The following is a 21,095-nucleotide window of genomic DNA, read 5'->3' as shown; positions in this document are numbered from 1 at the left end:
CAGTCGTACCCGACTCCGCTTGGCGCAAGGCGAAAGCGATCTGTTCTTCTGTGAAATTCGATTTTTTCATGACAAATCTCCTACCCAGATAAGGTTAAATTTGCCAGAAATCTCTACTTTCCACCGCTACCATTTTTCGGGAGGAGGTCAAAGTAGAGTCAAAGTCAACCTCTAATTATCCAGCAGTACATATTGATTCATCTTTAGATCAAAACTAGAAATCTACTCCATACTCAAATTATAAAACTTGACAAACCTTGAGAAACTCGAGAATTTCTACATTGTTTTGGATAAAAATCCATAATCTCCATGCATTCGATAACATCAAGACCAAACCTACAGACGACAGGCCAGCCCCTAAGGTTTACCGTATCTACTATGCCATCAGTTGCTCATGGAAGTGACACCAGCATTGCTATCCCCTCTTAATACAAGGATTGCAATCGCATGGAAGTATACTATTCTTATTCTACATACACTCTCATAAACTACAATTTTAGTAAAATAAAAACTCTACCAAACCTCTAGAGACTTTCAACATCGGAGAGAGAAATGGCGATACATGATAGTGATGCGTACGCTCAGATATTTAACGACAGTAAATTAGATAAGCGAATTGAAAATTACATGCTAGCCAGATTCACGAAAGAAAACCCCTTGCTAGCTCAGCATATCCCCCCTCACAACAACTCACGAAGCAATATTATTTTTTACATAAATCTATACCCACACCTCTTAGATACATTCAAAAAATACAAATCAATAGCAACAATTAACAACGAAAAAATAGACTGGATAAAAGATGAAAAGCGCCAACTATACTGGCTTATAAATTCAATCTCAAAACTATACCCTGAAAGCACTCACGATCTAGGAAACATAAGCCTAAAGGAAAAAGCAATCCTATCAATCGACTTAATAAACACAACAATAGATCAAAAAAATAGACTAGTTTCATACCTAAAGACCGAATGGGAAACCAAACTTAGACGAGAGCATTTCTTTGAATGGTTAAAGACAGATGACCCAAAGTCAAAACTCGAAATAGCAAGAGCCGAGATTGAAAAATTAATTCCACAACACAACACAGCAAAACCATTTAGCTCAACAACCACACTAGAAGACTTATTAATTACAATTGATTCAACAAACCCTTCACCCAGCGAAATTGAAAAAAAGTACTGGATCGAAGGTTTAAAAAAGAAATTCAACCAAAAGAAATACAGAAAAAACCTAAAAGACAAAAAACAATACAACTTTATTTTATCAAAAAAGGTAATCGATACACTGGATGGACTATGTGAAAAATATGAGCTAAGCCGGGCAGAAATTATTGAACTACTTGTCAAAATGGAAACCATCAGCCCAACTCATTTACCTAATCGAATTCGATACGTACAGTTAATGACCGAGCACATAGAGCAACTAAAACCATAGCGCAATTCATGCTCGAAGGCTTGATATTAGCACTCCGGCAGGACTAATTTCACTTGCATGCCAACCTCAACCTGAAATGCCAACTCTTAAGATACCTCAACACAAGCAATTGGCATTCCTTCAATCAAGCAGATTTATTTAGGCAACTCGATGTGATGTATAGTCTCAACTGCAACTTGGGAAACCGTTTAAGATAAACTCTCCAGCCAATAACACCTAACAGCAAGCCTATTTTTTGTTCAGATGACGAACAGCACAAATAGATCGAACTTGACAACAGACCCACTTTGCTTGCAGCGCCCTACAAAATGCACTAATAAAAACAATCAGGATTTAGCTAAATGTAATAGCCATGAAGCCACCTAAAATAACTTCGCCTGCCCGAATGCGTAGTTCAGAGACTTGAATCCGAGTCTTTTTTTGCTTGATTATTTAGTTTTTTTCCACCGCAGCAATCTCGTTGGGCTTGACTGTGGCTAAGCTAGTTTTCTTCGAGACATATTGCCGAATCAGCCCATTGGTATTCTGATTGCTCCCGCGCTGCCAGGACAAATGCGGGTCGGCAAAGTAGCAATCCGCTGCAAACGTCGTGCAATCCTGGCATGCCCGCTAAATTCCTTGCCGTTATCGAAGGTGATACTCCTGATCTGATCCTTCAGCGGTGCAAGCAAATGGCAGATGGCCTGGGTATCGCCAGCTGCGGCTCTACTCGGGACATGCGCGATGCGAGTAAGCCCCTTTTTGCGGTCCACCCGCGTGCCCAGTGCACCTTGATGGGCGGAACCGATCAACATATCGGCTTCCCAGTGTCCTAGTTCCTCACATGTCTCGACTTCAGCTGGACGTTCGCTAATGCATCGCAAATCCTTGATCTGGCGACCATTGCGCAGGTCAGAAGCAATGTGCTGATATAGCCATTCGTGACTCACGCTGTATTCACTACCGCGAAATACGCCGCTAATTTGCTCGAGGCTCCAGCCTTCTTTGCGCAAGGGGGCTGCTGATTCATCAAACATCAGTTGCCAGCGTTGACGTTGTCACCCCTTGCTGAGCTATGTTATGACCACTGCGAATAAAGCCTGAATCTGGTATCGTTTCGCAGCGGCGAAATGGTGATGAGGCATGATGTGCTCCTGACTGACTGGCCAGTCATTAAGCGCAGAAATGTACGCAATTTCTCTGCCCTTGATACCGATTTCAGTCTGTTGCACTTCTCGTTGAACTCGCCCCCCTGGAAAACAGGCGTGTGATTGATAAGGGTACAATTAGGGGTACAATTAGGTACTCAAATCGAAGAGATCTAGTAAATACAAGGCTAAAGCTAACAAATTCAACTCCCCCCACCCCAATACTCAATAAAAAAGCCCTGATTTTTCAGGGCTTTTTTATTTGCCATTGCCATGAGCGCAACAATCAACCTCGCATGCCGTCCATGCAAAGCTCTAGTACTCCCAAATCGCTGTCAGATTCAGATGATCCGCTCGACTAATCTTTAGTCTTGGTCGTGCAATCAGTAATGGGTGGGCGCCCCCGGTCGGCTACCCGCTTGGATGCCAGCCAAAAACTCGCCATGCCGTACCGTGGCCAAATCTGTCCAAATTTGAGCGTGAATACCGCGTGGGTGTGCGCCGAGGTGTAATCGATTGCGACAATTGTAGGCGCACTCACTACTGTTTTAGCTGTGGTGGCCATTGTTGAGCTATCTTGGGCGATAGCGACAGCCCTGCGGGGTTTGTTGCACAGCTTCGAAATTAAAACTAAGGGATCGATGATGAGTCAGCAGGCTTTGCTGTGGCTGGAAGAACACGGCGATATGCTGTATGCCTATGCACTACGCCGCTTGAGTGATGCGCATCAGGCCGAGGAAGCGGTACAAAATACGCTATTGGCCGCGCTGGAAAATGCCAGCGGCTACGCAGGGCGCGCCAGTGTCAGCACTTGGCTGGTTGGGATATTGAAATACAAGATTATTGACCAGATCCGAGAGCAACAGCGCTGGCATGCGCCAATCAGTCAGGATGAAATCGAGCAAAGCGTGGGGGAAGATGACCTTTTTAGCGCCGATGGCCACTGGGCGCATGAGCCCGTGGAATGGAGCGACCCCGCGCAGCTACTGGATCGCAAGCAATTGCAACAGCGACTAGAGCGCTGCTTGGCGCGCCTGCCGCGCCGAATGGCGCAGCTGATCTGGCTACGCCAATTGCAGGATGAGCCCGCCGAGCTGGTGTGCCAAAGCTTGGGCATTAGTCAGGCGAATTTGTATCAACTCTTGTTACGCGCCCGCCAAACTTTGCGGGTATGTCTGAGTGAAGGAGGTCAGCATGCTCACCTGTCGTGAAGTTAGCAGCAGCCTCACCCTGCAAACTGAAACACCACCTACTTTGTATCGGCAGCTACAAATCCGGCTGCATTTGCTGATTTGCCGCAACTGCCGACGCAACCGCCGCCAGCTGCAAGAGCTTAACGCCTTACTCGCGAGCGAAACGCAAACTACAGATCACGCGCCAAGCTTACCCGAGCCAGCCAAAGCACGCCTGCGGGCCAAACTCGAAGCGGCAAACAAAGACTAAACCACGCTGGCTGCAGGGATTGCGCTATGGACAGCTAGCGGATTGGTTAAGCAACCCTGCTTATCTATTCCGTTAGCAGCCGGCTCGAAACTGCCCACTAACATGGTTTACCCCCAGCCTGCCCCCGCTCTGGATGAGTCATCCATCATCCCCACGCTAGTGCACATCGCAAAGATTCAATCAGTACTTCATCTTCAGTTAAGCTTCACACACTAAGCTCTCGTTTCTATCGCGATACGCCACCACCATGCATGATCAAACCGAATTAAGCCGTGTTTCTCCCGCAGAAAAAACCGCCGCCAAACGCAGTCTCTGGGTCAGCGTGGCAGTCAATCTGGTGCTAACCACCGTACAAGGCATCGTTGGGCTGTGGGCAGGCTCGCAAGCCCTGGTGGCCGATGCGCTGCATTCTTTATCCGATTTGCTCGCAGATTTTGTGGCCATGCTGGCCGGCCACCATAGCCAAAAGGCGGCGGACGATGATCACCACTACGGTCATTATCGTTACGAAACCGCCGCAGCCCTTGTCTTGGGCTTGCTGCTGATTGCCGCCGGAGTGGGCATGCTGTGGGGTGCCGCCACCAAGATTAGCGGCGCGAGCCCCTTGCAAACGGTGCATCCTGCCGCCCTCGTGGTGGCGCTCATTGCCTTGCTAAGCAAAGAGCTGCTGTTTCGCTATATGCTGGCCGTTGCCGAGCGCGTGCGCTCGAGCATGTTGGTGGCCAATGCCTGGCATGCCCGTGCCGATGCCGCCTCGTCCTTGGTCGTGGCGCTGGGGATTGCCGGTAATCTGCTGGGCTATCCGTGGCTAGACCCCATTGCAGCGATATTGGTCGGCTTTATGATCGGTAAATCGGGGCTCGAATTTGCCTGGAATGCGCTGAGTGATTTGATGGATCGCGCGGCCGATGAAGCCACCGTAAAGCAAATCGAACAGGCGCTACGCAACACCCCGGGGGTGCAAGGCTTGCATGATCTGCGCACCCGAAAAATGGGGGATATGGTGTTGGTGGATGTGCACCTGGAAATAGATGGGCAGCTTACCGTGCAGCAGGGCCACGCCATCGCCGTGGCGGCGCGCACCAATGCCATGGCCAAATTACCCGTGCTGGATGTAATGACGCATGTGGATCCGGTTTAGTGCACATCTACTTGGCAAAAAGCGTTAACGCAAGTCGCAAGTAAAGATCACACCCGAAAATGACCAATCAAGCGCTGCAGCTGGCCGGCAGTTTGATGAATGCTCTTCGCCCCGCGGTGTGCTTCGTCCGAACTATGCACGTTGGCATTGCTTGCTTGGGCAATCTGCTCGGTCATTTGCACCAAATGATCCCCATGCTGGCGCTGATCTTGGACAATTCCCACCAGCTCCACCAAGGCCGCCAGTGCGGAATGCGAGCATTGGTTGAGCTCGGATAGCGGCTCTTTCAGCGCGCAAATATGCTCGACGCCGGTGCTCACTTGAGTGCTGGCCGACTGCATTTGCTGGCTGGCCTCACCACTTTGCAGCTGAATTTGCTCCAGCATTTTTTTGATTTCACTGGTGGCAGTCGATGTGTTTTCCGCCAGTTTGCGCACTTCATCCGCCACCACGGCAAAGCCCCGCCCAGCTTCACCGGCGCGGGCCGCCTCAATGGCGGCATTCAGCGCTAGTAGATTAGTTTGCGCGGCTATCTCGGCAATTACATTGGCAAAATTGCTAATCGCATCCGAGCTAGCCTGTAAATGCTGCATACCTGCACTACTAGACTGCACCAATGCGGCAATTTTCTGGATTTCATCTGCCGCCGCATTGACCAATTGCTGGCCGTTATCGGCAATCTCGGCCGTACGCTGCGCCACCTGCTGTGCAGCATCTGCATGTTCACCCGCCTGATGTAAATTACCGGCCATTTCCTCCAGATCAACCGCGGCCGTACCAATTGATTCATTTTGCCGCCGCACCGCCTGAGTAATCGTGCCCGAGGCATGATCCAGTTCACTGGCTGATTTTTCTAGGTGCTCGGTATGCGTATGAATCTGAACCACCATTTCGCGCAGCTGCTGCTGCATTTGGGCCAAGGCCTTGAGTAGTTGCCCCAGCTCATCCTCGCCCTGCGGCTTGATTTCTTGGCGCAAATCCCCTTTCGCTACGGCATTGGCAATACGACTGGCGGAATAAATCTGGCTCGAAATCCGCCGCAGCACCGCAATACTGAGTAGCGCCGCCAGCACGGCGGCCACAAGCGTACCGATCATCATCAGCCACTGTATGCGCCGCAACTGCTGATCCACTTCATCTCGCGCGGTATGGCTTAGCGTGGTTTCCAGCGCTTTCAGTTCATGCACTTGAGCGCTCAGATCGGCAAACAGTTTGTCCGTTGACTGCATCATGGTGACACCCATATTGATGTCATCCGAGGCCATATCCAGCACTTCACTGACCGATTTCTGATATTGCGTTGCGGTTTTCAAGATAGCCGCAGCCTGCTCTTTTTCGTCGGTGGAAAGCTGGGCTTGCTCTTGCCATTGTTTGAATTTGGCCAGGGCATCGCCTAAGCCAGCTACCAGCCCCTTGGATTCACGCGCGAAATACTCCGCGCCCAAGGTACCTGTCCAGGTTAAGGTGCGGTAGGTTTGCACCTGCGCCTGCTGCAAGCCCAAGCCGAGTGAGTTAACCGCCGCCAGATTAGCAAAGCGGGTATTACTGATTTCATCCATGCCGGTGCGGACATACTTGCCGGCCAGCAGCATGAGGCCAGCAAAAGCCAGCAGCATCAGCAAGGTCACCAAGGGAGGCAAGAGCAAACGATAAAGCAGACGCATGATCATGATCCACTAAGCTGCACGAAGAATCGCGGCGGGTCGTAACCCCGCCGCAGTGCGACCCAAAACGCGCAACTTAGCGCTTATAAATACCGGCGCACACCACCATCGCATCCAGTTTTTCGCAATACATTTGCTTGGGCAGAATTTTCTTCGTGACCGGATCGGTGAATTTATAGTCTTGCCAGAATTTACCTTTGCTATTGGCCAGCTCAACCCGCTCTTTCACAAAAAGCTTGCCATCGGGGTCTTTCAGTTCCAAGAGATCTTTCCCCACCTGCTTGGCATTTTGGCCATGCGCCAACACTTTGCCCTGCAAGTCATACACCACTGGATACAAATCGCCCACGACCCATTTGCTGTCTTTATTGGTGATTTCTTCCAATGTCTTTGCCTTATTGGCTTTGATGGCGGCGACTGCTTTAATCACCATCGCCTCAGCCTCTTTGGCGGTCGCGAAATCTTCAGCCACCGCAGTCACAGCCACTGACCAAACCAAAGCCCCCAACAGCACCAGCACACGCTTCAATGTCATGATCCTTCCCCAATACAAACAAGAGTTTCAATTATTGCTTACTAAAATCGAAATACAAGTTCAAACAATGGGACAGCCATCGATACACGAAGTGTTTCATCCGCCCACCGCACCGCGGCCTGTCATCATTTCGACATTTGTTTCACCCTAGTCTGTCGGCAGGAGGAACCCGGCCATGCTCTTAGTTCAGCGCCCAACAAAAATCTGCCCATCGCAGCCCCCTCGCCACCCAAGCTCCAACATCTGGCACCGCTTAAGCTTTGCGGTGCTGAGCCTGATGCTCACGGGCTATAGCTGGGGCACAGAGCTGGCCAGCGTCAAAGTAGAAGTCAGCCGGCAAGAGCAAACCTTGCAAATCCGTGGCCGCTATCAAGTGGCCGCCAACCCAGATCAGGTGTTTGCGGTGCTGACGGATTACGAGCGGATGCAGCAGTTTGTTCCCGGGCTACTCAGCAGCAAGGTGCTGGCGCGAGAAGGCAAAGTGCTGCGCCTGCAACAACAATCACGCCATCAACTGGGGCCGTTTAGCGTGGTGGCCGATTCGATTTCCCGCATTGAGCTACGCGCCCCGGAGGAAATCCTCTGCCAATCGCTGCAGAATTCGCAGGGTGAATTCAATAGCAGTACCCGCATTCAGGGACTGGGGGAGCGCAGCGAAGTAATTTTTGAAGCCAGCTGGCGCCCGACGAATAGCGTATTGCTAAATCTGGGCAGTAGCGCCGTGCGCGCGCGGGTGCAGGAGCAATTGGCCAGCATGCAGCAGGAAATCCAGCGCCGCTACCCACCGCTGAGCCAGCTACAGGCTAAAGCACCCTAGTGGGTATAGCTTCAAATTAGCCTAATCATAAAGCGTAAATCCAACTACCCCACCTGGGTATATTCAGTTAAACGCATGATCTTGGCTGCGGATGCCTCAGATTCAATAGCTTGAGTACTCTCGCCGCCGCGCTGAGCCGCGTGGCGGACTGCACCTAGGCCAACACCTCAGCAGCAAGCCCTATTGCGCGCAAGGCGTGCAACGCAGCGGCTCGCCTAGTTGGCGTTCCGTACCGCCCATCGGGGGCTGCTCGCACGCTGGGCGACAGTATTCACGCTTAGGCTGGATTGTCGGCTTGGCCGCCTGCACTTGGGTGCTACAGAACAACGTGAGAAGTACTGCAAGCAGAGAGCAACAAGGCACTAATGGCGCTGGCTTGTGTATCGATATTGCAGGGTTCGCTCTACCACAGTTTGCTTGCGTCATCATCACCGTCCTATTCGTTTGCTCTGCCCCTTCTTTTACGCACAGGGATACACCAGCGCGTTTCGAGCAGCATATCTGGATGCAAAACTTGCCCGGCATTACTGAGTGGCACTTCGAGATAAGCGGGCCTGTCTGCGAGCACCCAATCACTTTGCGGCAACCAAACGTTATAAAAGTACTCCACCATCAGGGGCTCATCCGCCAGGCGCCCCACAAAGTCGATCACCACACATGGCCCACCGGGCAACTCATCTCGGAGTAATTCATTATCCCCACACCGGCACTGCGCAACTGAAAGGCTCAAGCCCGGCGGTAAAACAAAGCCAGCTTCATAACGACAGCGGGTCGGCTCGGTGATGTTGGGGTTGTCCACCGTACGCGAAATCCCCAGCAAAACCGGCGCAGTTGGGGTCAGCCCTAAAGCCCCCGGCGTATCAATGACAGCTTGCAGCCACCCCTGAGCAATTCCCCAACGCAGTAACACTTGCCACAGTGCCAGCATCTGCTCTCGCCCAATGCCCTGCTGCCAGAGAAAAATCCGCTGAATGGGGGCTTTGTGTTCGATCCGTAAGGCACGAACATAGCTGGGTTGCCGGCCCTGCCGTACCGCCACAAATTCGGCTGTCCGCATTTGAAACAGCGTTGATAGTACCGGCTGAGCCCGCTGGCTGTTTTTGCAATGCTTGCTGTTTTGCTGACGCCCCTCAGCTTTCCAGCGCCAGTAATGTCCATCATGTTGCCAGAAGGCTCCACGCCGCCATGCGCTCGCCGTCATGCCAAAATGCGCCCGAAATGCGCGCGCCAATAGCGCCTGCGATTTAAAACCGCAGCGCACAGCAATATCGATTAAGCGAATAGGTGGTTGAACCAGCAGCAACTGAGCGGCATGCTCGACGCGGATTCGGCGCAGAAAATCAATCGGGGTTTCTTGGGTACAGGCGGTAAAAACGCGATGAAAATGATAGGGAGACAGATGAGCCGCCTTGGCAACGTCGGCCAAGACAATCTCATCTTCAAAATGCTGGCTAATATAGTTTTGCGCCAGATGAATCCGGCGCGAGTAGTGGCTGGACATAATTGGGCCACTATACCACCGGTGGTATTGCCTTTAATACAACAGCATTTCTAGGTTACAAAGCTATACCCCGGTAGCAACACCCACAATCAAAAACAAAGCAGCGCCCAGCGCTGCTTTGTTGGTTCTACCCGCACTTCAACACGGGCATTTGTTGACGTTACCGGCGCCGGGAAAGCGCGCATCCAGGCAATAGCGATAAAACGCCTCACGGCTTAAGGGCGTGGCCTCGGGGTGCTGGCTGCGCATATGGTCAAGGTAGTATTCATAATCATGAATCCCGACCATCAGCCGGCAGGTTTGCACCACTTTTTGCGCCGTGTCTTTTAGCCCGGTGAGCCAGCCCGAGCCCAGGCTGTAGCGCTCGAAATCGGCCGCGCTCATCGCCTGCCCTTGCGGGCTGGCGGCTTTTTGCTCGGCCAAATAGCGGGCGTAGGCGGCGCTGAGCCCTTCTTCACGCGCCGCGGCGCTGGTGGGCGGCGCGGCGGGTGGCTTCGGTAGCAAAAAGCTCAGATCAAGCATGGCTGGCCTCATTCAGCGCGGGCGTGGCTTCATGCACGCTCGGCTGCGGATTGGCCAGGGCTTTGCGCACATGCACGATGGTGGCAATCAGCATGGTCAGCGCCACCAGCATAAAGAAGCCGCACAGCACGGCATTGATCTGGTTATTGAACACAATGCGTTCCATATCTGCCAATGATTTGGCCGGCGCCAGCACCGTGCCCTCGGCCAGCGCGTTTTGAATGCGCTGCGCTTGAGCGAGGAAACCGATCTTCGGATTTTCATGGAAGATTTTCTGCCAGCCAGCAGTCATTGAGGTGACAAACAACCAAGCGGTTGGCACCAGCGTTACCCAGGCATAGCGCTCTTTTTTCATCTTGAACAGAATCACCGTGCCCAGCAGCAAGGCCATCGAGGCCAGCATCTGGTTACCGATCCCGAACAGCGGCCACAGCGTATTAATGCCACCCAATGGGTCGGTCACGCCCTGGTACACAAAGAAGCCCCAGCCCGATACGGCCACCGCGGTGCCCAGCATATTGCCGGCCCACGATTGGCTTTTGGCCATCCCAGGGATAAACACCCCGGCGGTATCCTGCACCATAAAGCGGCAAGCCCGTGTGCCGGCATCTACCGCAGTCAGGATAAACAGTGCTTCGAACAGAATGGCAAAGTGATACCAGAACGCCATCATGGCCGTGCTATTGAAAATCTCGCTGATGATATGCGCCATGCCCACTGCAAACGTCGGCGCCCCACCGGCCCGCGACAGAATCGAGTGCTCGCCCACATCTTTGGCGATCTGGGTGAGGATTTCCGGGCTAATCACAAAGCCCCAGCCATTGATCACCGTGGAAGCGCTCTCTACGGTTTTACCAATCACCGCCGCGGGCGAATTCATGGCGAAATACACGCCCGGATCGAGCACCGAAGCACAAATCAGCGCCATGATGGCCACAAAAGATTCGCACAGCATCGAGCCATAGCCAATCATACGCATATGGCTTTCTTTTTCCACCAGTTTCGGCGTTGTCCCCGATGACACCAGCGCGTGGAAACCGGAAATCGCGCCGCAGGCAATGGTGATAAACAGGAACGGGAACAGCGAGCCCGAGAACACCGGGCCAGAGCCATCAATGAAGCGCGTTACCGCGGGCATTTTAAGCTCCGGCGTGGCAAACACAATCCCCACCGCCAAGCCGGCAATCACACCGATTTTCAGGAAAGTAGACAGATAATCGCGCGGCGCCAGCAGCAGCCACACCGGCAGTGCAGAGGCCACAAAGCCGTAAATCACCAGCGCTATCGTCAGCTGCGGGCCAGTCAGGGTAAACAGCGGGCCCCAGTATGGGTCGGCCGCAATATCACCCCCGAAGATAATTGCCGCCATCATCAGCACAAAGCCAATAATGGAGATTTCCATAATCCGGCCCGGGCGCAGATAGCGCATATACACGCCCATAAACAGCGCAATCGGGATGGTCATCGCGATCGAGAACACGCCCCACGGGCTTTCGGCCAAGGCTTTGATCACCACCAGCGCCAAGGCTGACAAGATGATAATCATCACGCCCAAGGCACCCACCATCACAATAAAGCCAGGGATCGCACCTAATTCCTGCTTGGCCATTTCACCCAGGCTGCGGCCATCGCGGCGGGTGGAAATAAACAGCACCAAGAAGTCTTGCACCGCGCCCGCCAGCATCACACCAACCAAAATCCAGATCGTGCCCGGCAAGAAACCCATTTGCGCCGCCAGAATCGGCCCCACCAGCGGGCCCGCACCGGCAATCGCAGCAAAGTGGTGGCCAAACAGCACCCATTTATTGGTCGGTACATAATCCAGACCATCATTGCGCCGCACCGCCGGGGTAAGCCGGCGATCATCCAGTTCGAACACCTTTTCGGCGATAAATTTGGAATAAAAACGATAGGCGATGCTGTAGCAGCTCACCGCAGCCAGCACCAGCCAGACCGCATTCACATGCTCGCCGCGCGACAGGGCCAGCATGGCGAACGAAAACGCGCCCACCAGCGCCACCACCAGCCAGCTTAACCACTGCTTGGGATTGGGCATGACACACCTCAAACGGATTTTTGACGGGCTAAGACTAAATCGCCGGGCGGGCGTTGCGGCGGCTCACTTCAGTGAGCGGTGATGGGCGCGATTAAGCGGTTGATGTAGCGACTGAGCGGCGACTACATGACAGGGCAATAGATGAAGAAATGACTGCCGACATTTGAATGTGCACTGCACCCTCATTCTCAGGCACGGCAATGCTAGCCCGTAGCTGGCCACGTGGCACAGGGCCACTACAACATACCCAGCCAGGTATAGCCACCAGAATCAAATATCAACTTGATTAGCGGGCTATACCCCTAGCATTTCTTTCAGGCTTTTCAGATAGCGCCGGCTCACCGGCACCTGCTGGCCACCCCGGGTGATGATTTCGCCCGCGCCGTTATCCAGTAGGATAATCTCGGCAATGCGCTCGGGGTGAATCAGATGCTGACGATGGCAGCGTAGCAGCGGGGTGCGGGCTTCCAGCGTTTTAAGGGTCAGCTCGGTAAAGTGGGCCTGCCCTGCCTGATCCAGCAAATACACCCCCGACAGCTTGGCCGTCACCGCTTCCACCTCCGCCAGCGGCAGCAACACAATCCGGTCGTGGCGATGGCAGGGTAGCTGTTTGAGCTGCTGGCAGGCGGTGAGGAGCTGGTAATCCGGTGGTTGCAATTGCTTATGCAACCGGCGCAGCGTTTTGGCCAGCCGCTCGGGCTCGACGGGCTTGAGCAGATAATCAAAGGCATGCTCTTCAAATGCTTGCACCGCGTGTTCATCAAAGGCGGTCACAAACACAATCAGCGGCATGCGCTCGACATCCAGCATGGCCACCAGCTCCAGCCCCGACAACCTTGGCATCTGGATATCCAGAAACACCACCTCAGGGTGCAGCGCATTGATTTGCTGCATGGCCTCGATGGCATTGCCCGCTTCGCCAATGATCTCGTGCTCGCCGGCCTCGGCCAATAAGCTGCGTAATTCGGCCCGCGCCAGCGGCTCGTCATCCACCAACAGTATGCGCATTACATCCCCTCCAGTGCCGGCTGATGCGGTACGGCCAGGGTGACGCGGGTAAAGCGATCCGGAATGCGGCTCACCCGCAGCCCGTATTCCGGCCCAAAGCTGACTTTCAAGCGCCGATCTACCAAGCCCATGCCCATGCCATCGCTGCTTTTGCGCGCCGGCTCATACAGGCCAGCATTGTCTTCCACATGTACCAGTAGCTGGCCATTATCCACTTCGGCAAACAGCCGCACCCGCCCAATGCCCAAGAGCTGGGCGGTGCCATGCTTGATCGCGTTTTCTACCAAGGGCTGCAGCGAAAACGCTGGCAATCGTTGGCGGGTATCAATGCCGTCCAGTTGCACGTCCACCTGCAAGCGCTCGCCAAAACGCGCCAGCTCGATCTGCAGATAGGCATTCACATGCTCGATTTCATCGGCCAGCGTGGCCATTTCATCCGGGCGTTTCAGATTTTTGCGGAAAAAGGTCGATAAATGCTGCACCAGCGCGCGGGCGCGTTCCGGGTCGAGCCGGATCACCGCATTAAGGGTATTGAGCGCATTAAATAGAAAATGCGGATTGACCTGCGCATGCAAGAGCTTGATTTCCGCTTGCGCGAGCAAAGCCCGCTGCGCCTCAATCCGACCGGTGAGAATCTGCCGCGACAACAGCTTGGCAATGCCCTCGCCCAGCGTGCGATTAAGTTTGGCAAACAGCCGCCCTTTGGGCTCATACAGCTTGATGGTGCCGATCACCTGATCGTCGGCATCTTGCAACGGTATCACCAAGGTCGAACCCAATTTGCAATCGGAATGAATCGAGCAGGTGTAGGCGACTTCATTCCCATCGGCGTACACCACCCGATTATCGCGCAGCGCTTCCTGCGTATGCTGCGAGGTAATCGGCGTGCCGGGCAAATGGTGATCGGCACCCGTGCCGATAAAGGCCAGCAGCTTTTCGCGGTCGGTAATGGCCACCGCGCCCACGCCGGTTTCTTCAAAGATAATCTGCGCCACTTTCATCGAATTGGCTTCGTTAAACCCTGCGCGCAAGACCCCTTCGGTGCGAGCCGCAATCCGCAGCGCATGCGCCGAAAACGCGGTGGAATATTGCTCGGCCAGCGCGCGCCGATCAAGCAGCAGACGCATAAACATCGCCGCGCCGATGCTATTGGCTATCAGCATCGGCAGCGCCACATGATCCACCACGCTAAATGCCACGTGATACGGCCGGGTAAGCAGCAAAATAATCAGCATTTGCAGCATTTCGGCTACCAGCGCCACCCCGGCGGCCAGCATGGGCTGAAATAGCAAATCCACTCGCCCACGCGCCAGCAGCGCCCGGTGAATCAGCCCGCCCAGCAAGCCTTCGCACACGGTGGAAATCATGCAGGCCACATCGGTTGGCCCACCCAAGGAATAGCGATGCAGCCCGCCGGTAAAGCCTACGGCCAGCCCCACCGACGGCCCGCCGAGCAAACCACCGAGCACCGCCCCGATGGCGCGGATATTGGCAATCGAATCATCGACCTTGAGGCCCAGATAGGTACCCAGAATACAAAAGCCGGAAAACACCAGATAGCAGGTGAGCTTATGCGGTAGGCGAATGGTGACCTGCATCAGCGGGCGAAACAGCGGCGTGCGCGCCAGTAGCCAGGCGATAACCAGAAAAATGCAGGTTTGCTGCAAAAGCTGCAGGACTAGCTGCAGCTGCTGTCCGAACATCATTGCGTCTCTCCTGAAGATGCGCTGGTTTTACCGCACCCACCGAGCGACGGCTATTGATACTTTCCCGCGGCTGACCGCGAAGTTGGCGTATTCTATCCTGCAAAGCCTCATCCACAGGAGATTTACGCCAATGCCACTGTATGTTTATCGCTGCAGCGCTTGCCAACACCAGGGCGAACATCTGCAAAAACTGGCTGATGCCCCGCTCACCACTTGCCCGGTGTGCCAAGCCGCGCAATACCAGAAGCAGCTCAGCGCCGCTGCGCTCAAGCCCAGCCAGAAAACCAGCAGCACGGGGCCGGCTACGCCACATCAATGCGGGCCGGGCTGCCAGCATTAAGTTGGCCCGCACGGTATTTGCCTGAGCGGCGCGAGAAACAGCATCGGGTGAGATGTCAGTCTGCCATTCGGCAACATCGGCGTCGCGAACAGCCACCAGCACCGCTCAAGCTGTCGCAAGCAATATGGTCGCCTGCACACTAGATGCGGCCAGGCTGACGCAATAGGGCATCAAGACGTAACAGCTGCTAGTATTGGCGCACCACACGCGGCAGCTGTGTACCTGCAGCACTAACTAGGCTGCTAGCCGCTCATCCAAACTACTAATCAGTCAGAAACGCCATCGCATGCATCGCCTGCTCACTCACCTTACCCTCGCCGCCTTGTGTCTATTGCTCGCGCCGGCGCACGCCGCCGAAGTGCTGGTGGCCGTCGCCAGCAATATGGCTGAACCTGCCAAAGAACTCGCCCGCCAGTTTAGTGCCCAAAGTGGCCATCGCATTACGTTCAGCAGCGCGGCCACAGGTAAGCTCTACGCCCAGATCAGCCAAGGCGCGCCGTTTGCGGTCTTGCTGGCGGCTGATACGGCCACGCCGACTCGTTTGGGGCAAGAAGGTTTGGCGCTTGCAGATACCCAGTTTACGTATGCAACTGGCCGCCTTGTATTGTGGAGCGCAGCAGGCAATACCCCCAATGAGAAAACTTTAAGCGCCGGCCAATTTGCGCATCTGGCCATTGCCAACCCCGCTGTTGCGCCCTACGGGCAAGCGGCCATGGCCGTCTTGCAACGGCTAGGCATCGCCGCACAAGTGCGGCCCAAACTGGTGTATGGCGAGAACATTAGCCAGACCCAGCAATTTGTGGCCACGGGCCACGCCGAATATGGGCTGCTGGCCGCCTCGCTGGTCTGGCGCGATGGGCGCTGGCTTAGTGGCCAGGGCTGGTGGGTGCCCAGCGACTGGCATGCACCACTACAGCAAGATGCGGTGCTGCTGCGCGCAGGGGCAAACCAAGCCGCCGCGCGCGAATGGCTAGCCTTTTTACGCAGCCCAGCCGCTCGCGCTACGCTGCAACGCTACGGTTATCAATAATGCACTGGGGTAGCGAAGACTGGAGCGCACTGATGCTGAGCCTGCAATTGGCCAGCATCACCACGGCCCTTTTGCTCTTACTGGGCACGCCGCTGGCATGGTGGCTGGCGCGCAGCCAAAGCCGCTGGGCAAGCCTGCTGGGAGCCATCGTAACGCTGCCCTTGGTGTTGCCACCGACGGTGATTGGTTTTTATCTTTTGCTGGCGCTGGGGCCCAATAGCCCACTCGGGCAATTCACACAATGGCTGGGCTGGGGGCTGCTGTCGTTCAGCTTTAGTGGCCTGGTGGTGGCGTCGCTGATTTATTCGCTGCCCTTTGCTGTACAACCCTTGCAGCAGGCTTTTATCAGCATAGGCCCGCGGCCACTGGAAGTGGCTGCCACCCTCGGCGCCGGCCCGCTGGAGACTTTTTGGCGGGTGGTCTTGCCGCTGGCCAAACCGGGACTTTACACCGCGGGGATCATGAGTTTTGCCCATACGCTAGGCGAATTTGGGGTGGTATTGATGATCGGCGGCAATATCCCGGGGCAAACGCGGGTAGTGGCGATCCAGCTTTACGATCATGTGGAAGCACTCAATTACCCGCAAGCCCATGCGCTAGCGCTCACGCTGCTGGTGCTGAGTTTTAGCCTACTGCTGGTGCTGCGCCTCTGGCAGCGGGCCTGGATACGCTAAGCAACGATACCCGCCATTAGCTGATGCGATAGTGCGCGATGGTTTGCTGTACCGCATCGGCCAGCTGGCGTAATTCCGCTGCCGATTCTGCCGCTTTGCGGGCGGCGGAGCTGGTTTCCTCAGCCATTTGCGCAATATGCTCAACCTGCTGGGCAATTGCCGTACTGGCCATGCTTTGCTCGGCAATCGATTCGGAAATATCGCTCACATACTGCACCACGTTTTCAGAAGCATGGCGGATCAGGCCAATTTCTTCCCCGGCATCGCGCGCATAGCCTACCCCTTGCTCAACCGATTCCACCACCTGATTCATCCGCGTCACCGCCCGATTGGCCCCATCCTGAATTTGCTGCACGGTATGGGTGATTTCAAAAGTGGAATTACTGGTGCGCTCGGCCAGTTTGCGCACTTCGTCGGCCACCACCGCAAAGCCGCGCCCTTGTTCGCCAGCGCGCGCGGCTTCGATCGCCGCATTGAGCGCCAATAGGTTGGTTTGATCGGCGATGTCTTTAATCACCCCCAGCACTGTATGAATCTGCTGGCTTTGCTCACGCAGCGCATTGATTTCATCGGCCGCCTGATTCACCGAGCCGGAAATACTATTAATCTCGCTCACCGAGGCCTGAATCACCTGCTCTCCTTCCGCCGCTTGATGGCCGGAAGATTGCGCGTGTTGCTCGGCATCGCGCGCCCGCTCGGCCACATGGCTGATACTGACGGTCACTTCCTCCACGGTGGCGGCCATATGCGCGGATGCTTCACTGGCATTATTTGCCACCCCCGAGAGCCCATGCGAGGTTTCGGCCATGGTGTGCGCGGCATGGGTCATCTGCACGATATGTTCGTTAATAGTGCGAAAGCTTTTTTGCACGGTATCGAGCAGGCGATTAAACGCACCCACCAGCTCGCCAATTTCATCTTTCCCTGCCGCGGGAATCCGGCGGGTAAAATCCAGCTCGCTCTCGATATGCGACAAGGCCTGCAAAGAGCGCTGCAGCGGCCCACGGATGGCGCGTAAAATCCACACACCTAAAGCCGCCACCACCACCATGGCGGCCAAAGCCACACCAATAAACAGCATGACCGCCCGATTGGCGCTGGCAACCGACTCTTCGACCGAAGCATTGGAATGCTGGCGATTAAAGTCAATCTCTTTGCCCAGCGCCACGCCCAGCTTGCGATACAAGGAAGAAGACATGCCATCAGCCAGCGCATAGGCACCGGTCTGATCGCGATTGGTTGAGCGTTGAATCACCTGCTGCGCTACCGCTTGATAGGCGGCGTGGCTTTCTTTCAGGCCAGCAAATAGGGTGCGTTCTTCTTCGCTGAGCACCAATTGCTCATACTGGGCAAACAGTTGCTCAATGCTCTTGTTCCGCTCAGCAATTTGCTGGGTGATTTCACTTTTTTGCTGATCATTGGGCGCCAGAATATGCGCGTACAGCGCAATCCGGTTTTCATTGATGGCGTGATCCAGCGAATTGATCACCACCAGACTGGGAATAATATTGGCATCCAGCTCGGTGAAGCTACGGGCATCCACCCGCAACTTATAAGTACCAAACCCGGCCAGCACCAGCAAGGCCGCTAGGGCAATGGCCAGCATGGCCAGCAAACGCTGCGAGATATTCATGATGAACCCTTGTTATGCTCAGACGCGCAGATGGTTCATCATAGCCAATCAACCGCGCGCTACCAGTCCGGTTATCGCGCGGCGGCGCAGCTTACCACCAGCGGTGGAAATGATGCACAGGGCCAATGCCCTGGCCCACTTGCAGGCGTTCGGCCTGAGCAATGGCTTCCAGCAACCAGGCCTTGGCATCCTGCACGGTGCTGGCCCAATCTGGCCGCTGCGGGCGCAAGGCCGTCAGCGCAGCCGACAAAGTGCAGCCGGTGCCATGGGTGTGGCGAGTGGCGATCCGCTTGGCCGGAAAATTCACCGCGCCTGCAGGGGTAATCAGCCAATCTGGGCATTCTTCGCTCTGCGCCTGCCCCAAGTGGCCGCCCTTCATCAGCACCGCTTGCGCGCCCGCCGCCAGCAGCGCCCGCCCCTGCGCCAGCATGTCTGCCTCTGTACGAGCTTCTTCGCAGCCGAGTAACGCCGCAGCTTCGGGCAGATTGGGCGTAATCAGGCTGGCCAAGGGCAACAGCTCATCGCGCAGGGCACTCACCGCCGCAGGGTCAAGCAAGGCATGGCCGCCCTTGGCGATCATCACCGTATCCAGCACCACAAACTGTGGCTGATATTCGCGCAGCGCAGCGGCCACGGCATGGATAATCCCGGCATTGGCCAGCATGCCCATTTTCACCGCATCAACGCGGATATCGTGAAACACCGCATCACACTGGGCACGTACAAATTCGGGCGACACCAGCTCTACCGCGCTGACACCGCAGGTGTTTTGCGCGGTGAGCGCAGTCACCACGCTCATGCCGTAAGCGCCCAGCGCACTAAAAGTTTTCAAATCGGCCTGAATCCCCGCCCCGCCGCCCGAATCCGAGCCGGCAATGGTTAAGGCATGAGGGCATCGCATTGCAGTCATAGTGCTTCCTTCGGTTTTTAAATTAATGGCCTGAACGCTCAGCGCGGGCGGCGTTCATTTCGGCCAGCAAAGTGTGGGTAGCCTGGGTTACATCAGGCTGGCCACAAATCGCCGAAATCACGGCCACCCCATCCGCCCCGGCAGCCAGCAACGGCGCCACGCGGCCGGCTTTAATCCCGCCGATGGCCACGGCCGGCATCGGGCAGGCGGCAAACATCGCCTGCATTTCGGCCGGCGCAATCACCGGCGAGGCATCCAGCTTGGTGGTAGTTGGGTACACCGGCCCCACACCAATGTAATCAATACACGCGGCGACTTCGGGGGTGAGCAGCGCGGCAACGTTGTCCAGATTATTGGTCGATAAACCGACGATTTTATGCGGCCCCAGCAGCGCGCGCACCGCCGCTACCGGCAAATCACTTTGCCCCACATGCACACCGGCAGCATCCACGGCCAGCGCCACATCGGCATGATCATTAATGATCAGCGGTACGCCCAGCGGCTGTAACACCGCCTGCAAAGCCTGCGCGCAACGCAGCCACTGGCCTTTTTTCCACTGCGGCGCGCGCAATTGCACCACGGTAGCGCCAGCCACGGCGGCGGCTAGGGCGGTGGCGACCATGCCAGCTTCCCCGCCACAGAGCTCAGGATCGAGCACCAGATACAGGCTCACATCAATCGGATTGCGCGCGCGCAGCGTGGTGGTTTCTGCGCCCGTCATGCCGCCACCTGCCGCAGTTGATTGGGGTGAATGATGTGCAAAGCATCGAGAAATGGCGCCACAAACGTGCCCGGGCCATCCGAGCATTCCACTGCCCGCTCACCCGCCAGCGCCATCAGGGCGCAGGCCGCCGCCACCGCTTGCAAGCGATCCGGCGCATCGGCCAAAAAGGCCGCCACCACGGCCGACAGCGCACAACCGGTGCCCACCACCTTGGTCATCAGCGGGTGGCCCAGCTCGACCGAGTACACCGTTTCACCGTCAGTGATGTAATCAATCGCCCCGGTCACCGCCACAATCGCCCCGGTGCTGCGCGCCAAGGCCAGTGCAGCATCCACCGCCGAAGCGGAGCTGGCCGTACTGTCGACACCTTTGCCGCCGCCCAGCCCACCGGCCAGCGCGATAATTTCCGAGCCATTGCCGCGAATCGCAGCCGGCCGGCTGGCCAGCATGGCTTTGGCCGCTTCGGTGCGATAGCGCAATGCGCCCACCGCCACCGGATCCAGCACCCACGGCGTGCCTGCCGCATTGGCGCTAGCAATCGCCGCTTGCATTGCCGCCAGCCGCTCCGGGTAAAGCGTGCCGATATTGATCAGCACGGCGTCGGCCAGCGCCGCAAAATCAGCAACCTCTTCCTGCGCCACCACCATAGCGGGTGAAGCACCAACGGCCAAGAGGGTATTGGCGGTAAAGCATTGCACTACTTCATTGGTCAGCACATGCACCAGGGGGGTATTGGTGCGAACACGTTCTAGTTCGGTGGCAAGCTGGGTAAAAGAAAACTTGATGGCAGTGCTGGTCATGGGCATCTCGCACGAAGGGTTGAGGGC

The 21,095-nt window shown here is 55.7% G+C and carries 20 protein-coding genes; 8 read left to right on the top strand and 12 right to left on the bottom strand.

From position 1 onward, the window contains the following. Positions 1–552: 552 nt before the first annotated feature. Positions 553–1,437: a hypothetical protein gene (locus QV747_RS15955; protein ID WP_273432495.1), complete on the top strand. Its 885-nt coding sequence runs from the start codon at positions 553–555 to the stop codon at positions 1,435–1,437. Between the two features lie 509 nt (positions 1,438–1,946). On the opposite strand, the gene QV747_RS15950 is transcribed toward QV747_RS15955, so the two are convergent. Then, on the bottom strand, positions 1,947–2,453 hold the full coding sequence (locus QV747_RS15950; RefSeq protein WP_273432496.1) for an IS30 family transposase: 507 nt from the start codon (positions 2,451–2,453) through the stop codon (positions 1,947–1,949). Between the two features lie 755 nt (positions 2,454–3,208). Between QV747_RS15950 and QV747_RS15945 the strand changes: the two genes are divergently transcribed. The 3 genes from QV747_RS15945 (at position 3,209) to QV747_RS15935 (ending at position 5,148) form a co-directional block, all read left to right on the top strand. Continuing rightward, the gene (locus tag QV747_RS15945) at positions 3,209–3,775 is read left to right on the top strand and encodes a sigma-70 family RNA polymerase sigma factor (RefSeq protein ID WP_273432497.1); all 567 of its coding nucleotides are present in this window, start codon (positions 3,209–3,211) and stop codon (positions 3,773–3,775) included. Further along, positions 3,759–4,007 carry a hypothetical protein gene (locus QV747_RS15940; RefSeq protein WP_273432499.1) on the top strand — a complete coding sequence of 83 codons (249 nt, stop codon included), beginning with the start codon at positions 3,759–3,761 and terminating at the stop codon, positions 4,005–4,007. Before QV747_RS15945 ends, QV747_RS15940 begins: the two co-directional genes overlap by 17 nt. A gap of 247 nt (positions 4,008–4,254) precedes the next feature. Continuing rightward, positions 4,255–5,148 (top strand): cation diffusion facilitator family transporter, encoded by an 894-nt coding sequence (locus tag QV747_RS15935; protein WP_273432501.1) that lies wholly within the window; start codon positions 4,255–4,257, stop codon positions 5,146–5,148. A gap of 47 nt (positions 5,149–5,195) precedes the next feature. Here QV747_RS15935 and QV747_RS15930 read toward each other — a convergent pair whose 3' ends face one another. Then, entirely contained in the window at positions 5,196–6,812 is a 1,617-nt protein-coding gene (locus QV747_RS15930; RefSeq protein WP_273432502.1) for a methyl-accepting chemotaxis protein, read from the bottom strand. A gap of 76 nt (positions 6,813–6,888) precedes the next feature. Next, positions 6,889–7,347 carry a cache domain-containing protein gene (locus QV747_RS15925; RefSeq protein WP_028450825.1) on the bottom strand — a complete coding sequence of 153 codons (459 nt, stop codon included), beginning with the start codon at positions 7,345–7,347 and terminating at the stop codon, positions 6,889–6,891. Between the two features lie 175 nt (positions 7,348–7,522). On the opposite strand from QV747_RS15925, the gene QV747_RS15920 reads away from it, so the two are divergent. Next, the gene (locus QV747_RS15920) at positions 7,523–8,164 is read left to right on the top strand and encodes an SRPBCC family protein (RefSeq protein WP_273432504.1); all 642 of its coding nucleotides are present in this window, start codon (positions 7,523–7,525) and stop codon (positions 8,162–8,164) included. A 436-nt stretch (positions 8,165–8,600) separates the two neighbouring features. Here the strand turns inward: QV747_RS15920 and QV747_RS15915 are convergent, their stop codons facing one another. From QV747_RS15915 to QV747_RS15895, 5 genes are all read right to left on the bottom strand, one after another. Continuing rightward, on the bottom strand, positions 8,601–9,665 hold the full coding sequence (locus QV747_RS15915) for a GyrI-like domain-containing protein (RefSeq protein ID WP_273432506.1): 1,065 nt from the start codon (positions 9,663–9,665) through the stop codon (positions 8,601–8,603). Between the two features lie 138 nt (positions 9,666–9,803). Next, positions 9,804–10,187, bottom strand: a complete 384-nt coding sequence (locus tag QV747_RS16665) for a YbdD/YjiX family protein (protein WP_028450826.1) — start codon at positions 10,185–10,187, stop codon at positions 9,804–9,806. After that, on the bottom strand, positions 10,180–12,243 hold the full coding sequence (locus QV747_RS15905; protein ID WP_288791554.1) for a carbon starvation CstA family protein: 2,064 nt from the start codon (positions 12,241–12,243) through the stop codon (positions 10,180–10,182). The genes QV747_RS16665 and QV747_RS15905 overlap by 8 nt, the downstream gene beginning before the upstream one ends. A gap of 294 nt (positions 12,244–12,537) precedes the next feature. Continuing rightward, the gene (gene btsR / locus QV747_RS15900; RefSeq protein ID WP_273432511.1) at positions 12,538–13,251 is read right to left on the bottom strand and encodes a two-component system response regulator BtsR; all 714 of its coding nucleotides are present in this window, start codon (positions 13,249–13,251) and stop codon (positions 12,538–12,540) included. Next, positions 13,251–14,957: a sensor histidine kinase gene (locus QV747_RS15895; protein ID WP_273432513.1), complete on the bottom strand. Its 1,707-nt coding sequence runs from the start codon at positions 14,955–14,957 to the stop codon at positions 13,251–13,253. Before QV747_RS15895 ends, btsR begins: the two co-directional genes overlap by 1 nt. Before the next feature lie 130 nt (positions 14,958–15,087). Between QV747_RS15895 and QV747_RS15890 the strand changes: the two genes are divergently transcribed. The 3 genes from QV747_RS15890 to modB all read left to right on the top strand — a co-directional run bounded on the left by QV747_RS15890 (position 15,088) and on the right by modB (position 17,001). Further along, complete coding sequence (locus QV747_RS15890) at positions 15,088–15,297, top strand: FmdB family zinc ribbon protein (protein WP_047396412.1); 210 nt, start codon at positions 15,088–15,090, stop codon at positions 15,295–15,297. Positions 15,298–15,583: 286 nt separating this feature from the next. Then, entirely contained in the window at positions 15,584–16,327 is a 744-nt protein-coding gene (gene modA / locus QV747_RS15885; RefSeq protein ID WP_273432516.1) for a molybdate ABC transporter substrate-binding protein, read from the top strand. Next, on the top strand, positions 16,327–17,001 hold the full coding sequence (gene modB / locus QV747_RS15880) for a molybdate ABC transporter permease subunit (RefSeq protein WP_028450832.1): 675 nt from the start codon (positions 16,327–16,329) through the stop codon (positions 16,999–17,001). Before modA ends, modB begins: the two co-directional genes overlap by 1 nt. A gap of 16 nt (positions 17,002–17,017) precedes the next feature. Here modB and QV747_RS15875 read toward each other — a convergent pair whose 3' ends face one another. The 4 genes from QV747_RS15875 to thiM all read right to left on the bottom strand — a co-directional run bounded on the left by QV747_RS15875 (position 17,018) and on the right by thiM (position 21,068). Further along, positions 17,018–18,634, bottom strand: coding sequence for a methyl-accepting chemotaxis protein (locus QV747_RS15875; RefSeq protein ID WP_028450833.1), 1,617 nt, complete (start codon positions 18,632–18,634; stop codon positions 17,018–17,020). 91 nt (positions 18,635–18,725) lie between these two features. After that, complete coding sequence (gene thiD / locus QV747_RS15870; RefSeq protein WP_273432519.1) at positions 18,726–19,544, bottom strand: bifunctional hydroxymethylpyrimidine kinase/phosphomethylpyrimidine kinase; 819 nt, start codon at positions 19,542–19,544, stop codon at positions 18,726–18,728. Between the two features lie 22 nt (positions 19,545–19,566). Beyond that, on the bottom strand, positions 19,567–20,265 hold the full coding sequence (gene thiE / locus QV747_RS15865) for a thiamine phosphate synthase (RefSeq protein WP_273432521.1): 699 nt from the start codon (positions 20,263–20,265) through the stop codon (positions 19,567–19,569). After that, positions 20,262–21,068, bottom strand: a complete 807-nt coding sequence (gene thiM / locus QV747_RS15860) for a hydroxyethylthiazole kinase (protein WP_273432524.1) — start codon at positions 21,066–21,068, stop codon at positions 20,262–20,264. Before thiM ends, thiE begins: the two co-directional genes overlap by 4 nt. Positions 21,069–21,095 lie beyond the last annotated feature (27 nt).

This window comes from uncultured Chitinibacter sp. (assembly GCF_945957625.1).
Classification (GTDB): domain Bacteria; phylum Pseudomonadota; class Gammaproteobacteria; order Burkholderiales; family Chitinibacteraceae; genus Chitinibacter; species Chitinibacter tainanensis.
The sequence above is the reverse complement of the archived record's forward strand: the minus strand, read 5'-3'. Positions and strand labels throughout refer to the sequence as shown.